Below are 6,764 nucleotides of genomic sequence, written 5' to 3' on the forward strand. Positions count from 1 at the left end.
CCTTCAACACTATCTTTAAAGACGAAAATATCTTTTTTGACGTGGAAAGAGGTAAATTCATCATCAGATAAACTAAAATCCCTCAAGGTTTTTGTAACTTTATACTTCAAAATTCATAACGTATGAAAACAAAAACACTACTTGTTTTGGTACTGACTATTTCTTCGACAGTACTGGTCCAGGGACAACTGAAAACCGTTTCTTATGCTGATGGCGATCAAAAATTAGAAGGTTTTTCATTTAGTCCGAAAAAAAACAACCCGAAAAAAGCAGGCGTTTTAATTTTACCTGCTTGGATGGGAATCGACGCACACTCAAAAGAAAGTGCCGAAGCATTATCAAAATTGGGATATTATACCTTTGTAGCTGATATTTATGGAGTCGGTAACAAACCTGCCAATGCACAGGAAGCCGGCAAAAAGGCCGGTCATTTCAAAACGAATTATAAAGAATATCAAAAACGCATTCATTTAGCTTTAGAACAATTAGTAAAATCCGGAGCGAATCCCAATGAAATTGCAGTTATTGGTTATTGTTTCGGAGGTTCGGGTGCTTTAGAGGCAGCAAGAGCTAATATGAGCGTAAAAGGCGTTGTTTCCTTTCACGGAGGTCTGGGACGAGATACTGCCAGATCAATTGAACCCATCAAACCTAAAGTCCTTGTATTGCACGGTGCCGATGATTTTTATGTTTCTGAAAGCGAAATCAAAGCGTTTCAGGACGAAATGCGTACCTCAAAAGCCGATTGGCAAATGGTTTATTATGCTGATGCAGTGCATGCGTTTACCCAAAAAGATGCCGGCAGTGATAAGAGTAAAGGGGTCGCCTATAATGAAAAGGCAGACAAGCGTTCCTGGAAAGCGATGCTTGACTTCTTCGATGAGATTTTTAAATAAAAAAGGGCCCGATATCGGGCCCTTATATATCATAATTCCAGAGATTATTTTTGTTCGTAATCGTAGTTAACCATCCAGTTAATTCCGAATTTATCAGTAAACATTCCGAAATAAGCACCCCAAAACGTTTTGTTTAAAGGCATGCCAACTTTTCCGCCGGCAGAAAGTCCGTTAAAAATTCGGGTTGCCTCTGCTTCACTTTCTGCATTGATAGAAATGGAAATGTTATTTCCCTCTTTAAAATTATCACCAAAACCAGCCGCCGCATCACTCCCCATTAAAACGGTATTCCCGATAGGCAACGAAATATGCATGATTTTTTCTTTTTCTGATTCTGCTATCGGATATTCTGAAGGCATGTCTTTATACTTCCCTGAATAAGGAAAATCACCTCCAAAAACCGATTTGTAAAAATTAAATGCTTCTTCGCATGTTCCGTTAAATGTAATGTACGGATTAACTTGTGTCATATTTTTTGTTTTTAATTAGGTTGATCAGTAACAAATATAAAGAGAAATAACATTTATAAGAAATAACCCATTAGTTTATTTTTGTGTTATTAAAAACAACAAAATTACTTTAACATTTTGAAAACCAAGTGATTACAATATTGTCGTAACTTTGTTTACTGAAATTTCCGAAAACATTGCCCCTCGTCACGGAGTAATAATCTAATTAGTAATTAATTATGAAAAATGGATCTTTCATTAGAAAAATTCTCTTCGTTGGGCTTTTGCTTGTATTTTTTTCATGCGACAAAGACGAATATTCCAACAATAGCCCTGAAGGAACCGCTTCAACAGGAAAAGACATCGTAAACCCTATCATTTATGGCGATGAAGTTGAAGTAGGAAAAGGTACTGTTAAATCATGGATAAGTGTCGATGAATTCGGAAAACCGTTAGAAATAGGAATCGAAATGACTCCAAGCGTACTTGAGAATCTTCCAATCGATTCTGATTTCGAAAAGACTCCCATCATTCCGATTCCGAAAGAGGCATCCGTTTTAACTGCATTTGATCACATCGGACTGAATTGGAACCCAGATAACTATTCTACAATATCCGGTTTTAAAGTTCCTCATTTCAGTGTGTATTTTTATTTGATTTCCGAAAACGAAAGAAAGGGAATTCCTGAATGGTCAGAAGAAACAGATCCCCTCTTCAGTTTCTACCCTCCTAAAAATCATATGCCTGCAGTTTATTCACCAATAGATAAAGCAGAAGGCTCTTTGGCTACAATAGGAAGACATTGGCTCAACCAATATGAAGGTCCCCTAGAAACCCATACTTTACGATTGGGTACTTTTAATGGCCGTTTCGCGTTTGTCAATCCTGTCGTTGCGTTGGATTTTTTAAAAAGTGAAAAAAAAGCAAACGGTTCTATTCCGCAGGGAGTCGAGAATCCATCAAACAATATGCTGCCAAGGGAATATCACATTTACACTAACGAAAAAGGCAATTATTCCATCTCTTTGGGAAATTTTATTAACCGTTAAAATTAAGATTCCGTAAAATGCTTTGCGGAATCTTAATTTTATATTTTCACTACAGGAAATAAGGGAATTTACGGTTGACTCTTTCCACAATGACCCAAAAAGCAACGGCGAACAAGCAAATCAAAACATACTTCAGTAAAATAAAGCCAAAGGTTTTTTGGGGTAAAAATTCATAAACCAAACGAATAGCATAGGGATGACATAAATAAACACCCAATGACATGGTCGAATTAATCTTCAGGTTTGACGGTGATGTGTTTTCTGCGGATATTGAAAACAAAAGCATGCTTAATGGAAGTATCATTATGGAAAAATCCAAAGCACCAATTTTTAAGGTATAGTACCAATAAACCTCCACAAGCAAAAGCAGTAAAAATGGCACAAATAAAAAATCTCTTTTGGTCACGGTTTCACGCCAATGCTCATACAACGTACCCAATACCAAAAAAGGATATCCCATGAAAATGAAATTTCTCGTGGTTCCCATTCCTTCGTAAGCCAACTTCAACGCCGGAAAGTCATTCAGTATATTTGTTTTATAGGCTAACTGATAGGCATATCCTATAAAAAATAAAAGAAGCGCTAAAAGGAATTTTTGCCGAACCGATTTCTCTTTCAGATAATACAATAAAACAACTGCAAAGACAGTAGCCAACAGATACCATAAATGCCAATAACCGAAAACAAGTTTCAAAATCAGATTAGAAGTCGAAAACCATCCTAAATTATAAAACCGGATCATGTCGGGTAAATAAATAAGCTGCCAAACTAAATAGAGAAACAGGATTCTTTTTCCGTATTTAATCAGATACGTCTTGTCATTAATTTTGTTGCGAAGGAAGTAACCGGAAATGATAAAGAATGTCGGCACTCCTATTCGGGTGATTCCGTTTGCTATTTCATAAGATAATATCCCGTCGATTCCTTTTAACCTGGAGAGCGGAAAAATATGCAACGCCACAATCAGAAAGGAAAGTCCTAACTTTAAAATATCGATTGATGGATTGCGACTTGCCATGTTTTATTTTTTCAGTCCGATTTGTCTTTTTGCTTCGCCCACCACGAAAGCGACAGAATTGGCAATATTGTAACTTCTTATTTTATCGGACATCGGAATGGTCAGATGATTTTCAAATTGCTGCATAACCTCCTGACTTAACCCAACGCTTTCTTTCCCGAAAACCAACCAGTCCCCATCCTGAAAATCAGCTTCGAGATAGGATTTATCCGCATGGGAACTCATCAGAAAAACTCGGGACAAATCCGGCACCTGTGCTTTCCATTCAGCCACATTCTGATATTCATGCCAATCCAGGTGTACCCAATAATCCAACCCGGAACGTTTCAGGTTTTTATCGTTTATTTCAAAGCCAAACGGATGAATCAAGTGTAATCTGCTTTGCGTTCCAACACACAAACGACCTATATTTCCGGTATTGTTCGGGATTTCCGGCTCCACTAAAACGATGTTTAACATATTTGGTTATTTATCTTTTGGGGATTTCAAATCTTCTGCAATCTGAAAATCACTGATTTCCAAAACTTCCCCAGCCTTTAAATCATGTAAATCAATTGCTCCTACCCGCACGCGTATCAATCGCAAAGTCGGCAAACCTACCGCTGCGGTCATTTTACGTACTTGCCGAAACTTTCCTTCGGTTAATGTAATCGAAAGCCAACTGGTTGGTCCGTGTCGTTCATCACGTATTCTTCTTCCTTCACCTATATAGTCCGGTAAATTGGTAAGCATTCTCGCTTCGCATTCTTTGGTGGTATAACGAATCCCTTTGAAACCGATCTCTACCCCTTTTTTCAATTGATCGATGGCTTCCTGGGTAACGATTCCGTCTACCTGGGCAAAATATTCTTTTTCCACACTTTTACTTCTCACCAGCTCACTCATCATACCATCAGTAGTAAGCAGTAACAATCCTTCAGAGTCTTCGTCCAAACGACCTATAGCCATCGTTCCATCGGGAAAAGGAAACAGTTCACCTAATTTTTTCTTGGTGCGTTTCTTCTCATAAACAAACTGACTTAAGTAACCATGCGGTTTATGAAGCAAAAAGTGGCGGTGGTTGTTCATAAAGCAAAAATACGGTTTTCATTTTTCTATTAACAAAAGTTCGTAATTTTATGAGATTCCATTTTCAACTATCTGATTTAAAACAACATACCATGAAAACAAACAAAAAGACGACTATTACAGTCAATGCACACGTACATGCCCCTATTGACAAAGTATGGGAATTCTGGACCCTTCCAAAACACATTACAAAGTGGAATAATGCATCTGACGATTGGCATACCCCTAAAGCTACTAATGATTTAAAAGACGGAGGCCAATTCAGTTTCCGGATGGAGGCCAAAGACGGAAGCTCCGGATTTGATTTCGGAGGAATTTACGATAACGTAAAAACCAACGATTCGATTCACTACACCATAGGTGATGGCCGGAAAGTTCACATTTTGTTCGAAGCTTTGGGTATCACAACCGTTATAACAGAAACTTTTGAAGCAGAGGAAGTCAACTCCATAGAACTGCAACTAACCGGCTGGCAAGCGATACTTACTAATTTTAAAAAATATACCGAATCCAATTAATTCTAAAATCACACATCATGAGATCACAGATTTTCGTCAATCTACCGGTAAAAAATCTTGAAAAAGCAATGGGTTTTTATACCAAAATAGGCTTTAAAAACAATCCGCAATTTACTGATGAAACCGCTGCGTGTATGGTTTTCAGTGAGGAAATTTTTGTCATGCTGCTAACCCATCCCAAATTTAAAAACTTCATCGTTAAAGAAATTGCTGATGCATCCAAAACCACGGAAGTCATCAATTCCTTGTCACTTGAAAACGTTGCCAAAATGAATGAGATGGCCGACAAAGCAGTACAGGCAGGTGCAGTTGAATATTCGGAGCCTAAAGATTACGGTTTTATGCAACAGCGCTGTTTTGAAGACCTTGACGGCCATTGCTGGGAAGTTTTCTACATGGATATTACTAAATTCCCTAACCAATAAAAATCTGAAATCATGAAAAATCCTATCTATCCTTGTCTTTGGTTTGGCACAAATGCCAAAGAAGCCGCCGATTTTTACTGTACTGTTTTCAATGATAGCAAAATTACGGCTGAAAATCCGATAGTGGTAACTTTCGAGAGTGCAGGACAAAAATTCATGTGCCTTAACGGAGGAGCTGAATTTCCACTCAATCCTTCTATTTCCTTCTTTGTGGTATGTGAAACCGAAGCCGAAGTTGATAAAGCATGGAATATATTAATTGAAGGAGGCGCTGTACTCATGGCTTTGGATAGTTATGAGTGGAGTAAAAAATACGGTTGGGTTCAGGATAAATTTGGCGTTAGCTGGCAATTGTCTTTCGGCAAACTAACGGATGTGGGACAGAAATTTACTCCAACACTTATGTTTACTGAAAGCGTGCATGGTAAATCAGAAGAAGCTATCAATTTCTACACCTCCATATTTAAAAACTCCGACATTGTCGGCATATTACGCTATACGGAAGATGATCATGATGTGACCGGAACTATAAAACACGCGCAATTCAAACTCAACAATAATGTTTTCATGGCGATGGACAGCGCATTGGCAAAAGGATTCGGATTTAATGAAGCTATCTCCTTCGTTGTGGAATGTGAAGACCAGGCGGAAATTGATTTCTTTTGGGAAAAGCTTACGGATGGCGGAAAGGAAAGCATGTGTGGCTGGTTAGCTGACAAATATGGGGTTTCCTGGCAAATCATTCCTGAAATTTTAAACGAATTAATGAGTAATCCCGAAAAATCACAAAAAGTTGTAGAAGCCTTTTTGAAAATGAAAAAATTCGATATTGCCACATTGCTTAACGTATGATTTCTTTTCTTAAAAAATTACAACAATCATGATTATTTATATTTTTTTTACTTAAAGAAGTAAATTCTTACTTTATTTTTTTCTTTTTAAGAAAAAAAACACTACTTTAGTTACCGATTTAACATTTTAACTAAATAGGAAACATATGAATAAGCAGACCTTTTTAGAGAATTTAAGACAGCCTTCTAGGTTCATCGTTTTACTAATATTATTTTTAACATGTTCCTCTTTTAATCATTCCAGTCATAGTTCATCAAAAAGACCCTCTAAAGAACTGGCATTCGTTTCGTCTGAATCAAATATTAAAAAGAGGCCAATACAAATAGTAAACACATCCTATTTAGGTTCGGACTTTCGAAGAAGATTGGCTTCAAATACACATCTTTTGATGGCCACATCATCTGAAACAGGAAAAAATTATACCGTTGCCCCAAGTGAAGTCAACTTAAACAATAAAAAGTACTTCATTTGGGGCAACGTCATTTTCCT

The 6,764-nt window shown here is 37.3% G+C and carries 9 protein-coding genes; 5 read left to right on the plus strand and 4 right to left on the minus strand.

All coding sequences use genetic code 11. The features are described 5' to 3' along the window. Window positions 1–122 precede the first annotated feature (122 nt). Window positions 123–896 carry a dienelactone hydrolase family protein gene (locus VLB74_RS07345; RefSeq protein ID WP_325202810.1) on the plus strand — a complete coding sequence of 258 codons (774 nt, stop codon included), beginning with the start codon at window positions 123–125 and terminating at the stop codon, window positions 894–896. Between the two features lie 44 nt (window positions 897–940). Here VLB74_RS07345 and VLB74_RS07350 read toward each other — a convergent pair whose 3' ends face one another. Then, a complete protein-coding gene (locus VLB74_RS07350) occupies window positions 941–1,366 on the minus strand; it encodes a VOC family protein (RefSeq protein WP_325202811.1) in 426 nt (141 codons plus the stop codon). A gap of 218 nt (window positions 1,367–1,584) precedes the next feature. On the opposite strand from VLB74_RS07350, the gene VLB74_RS07355 reads away from it, so the two are divergent. Continuing rightward, the gene (locus VLB74_RS07355) at window positions 1,585–2,394 is read left to right on the plus strand and encodes a hypothetical protein (protein ID WP_325202812.1); all 810 of its coding nucleotides are present in this window, start codon (window positions 1,585–1,587) and stop codon (window positions 2,392–2,394) included. 49 nt (window positions 2,395–2,443) lie between these two features. Here VLB74_RS07355 and VLB74_RS07360 read toward each other — a convergent pair whose 3' ends face one another. The 3 genes from VLB74_RS07360 to VLB74_RS07370 are packed head-to-tail and all read right to left on the minus strand — an operon-like array spanning window position 2,444 to window position 4,480. Continuing rightward, window positions 2,444–3,412 (minus strand): acyltransferase family protein, encoded by a 969-nt coding sequence (locus tag VLB74_RS07360; protein WP_325202813.1) that lies wholly within the window; start codon window positions 3,410–3,412, stop codon window positions 2,444–2,446. 3 nt (window positions 3,413–3,415) lie between these two features. After that, on the minus strand, window positions 3,416–3,871 hold the full coding sequence (locus VLB74_RS07365; RefSeq protein ID WP_325202814.1) for a tRNA (cytidine(34)-2'-O)-methyltransferase: 456 nt from the start codon (window positions 3,869–3,871) through the stop codon (window positions 3,416–3,418). Window positions 3,872–3,877: 6 nt separating this feature from the next. Beyond that, complete coding sequence (locus VLB74_RS07370; RefSeq protein ID WP_325202815.1) at window positions 3,878–4,480, minus strand: pseudouridine synthase; 603 nt, start codon at window positions 4,478–4,480, stop codon at window positions 3,878–3,880. 92 nt (window positions 4,481–4,572) lie between these two features. Between VLB74_RS07370 and VLB74_RS07375 the strand changes: the two genes are divergently transcribed. From VLB74_RS07375 to VLB74_RS07385, 3 genes are read left to right on the plus strand one after another with little or no spacing between them, the layout of a single operon-like run. Then, a complete protein-coding gene (locus VLB74_RS07375) occupies window positions 4,573–4,998 on the plus strand; it encodes an SRPBCC family protein (RefSeq protein ID WP_325202816.1) in 426 nt (141 codons plus the stop codon). Between the two features lie 17 nt (window positions 4,999–5,015). Further along, window positions 5,016–5,423 carry a VOC family protein gene (locus tag VLB74_RS07380; protein ID WP_325202817.1) on the plus strand — a complete coding sequence of 136 codons (408 nt, stop codon included), beginning with the start codon at window positions 5,016–5,018 and terminating at the stop codon, window positions 5,421–5,423. Between the two features lie 12 nt (window positions 5,424–5,435). Continuing rightward, window positions 5,436–6,275 carry a VOC family protein gene (locus tag VLB74_RS07385; RefSeq protein ID WP_325202818.1) on the plus strand — a complete coding sequence of 280 codons (840 nt, stop codon included), beginning with the start codon at window positions 5,436–5,438 and terminating at the stop codon, window positions 6,273–6,275. Window positions 6,276–6,764 lie beyond the last annotated feature (489 nt).

It is taken from the genome of Flavobacterium sp., assembly GCF_035456225.1.
In the GTDB taxonomy this organism is placed as follows: domain Bacteria; phylum Bacteroidota; class Bacteroidia; order Flavobacteriales; family Flavobacteriaceae; genus Flavobacterium.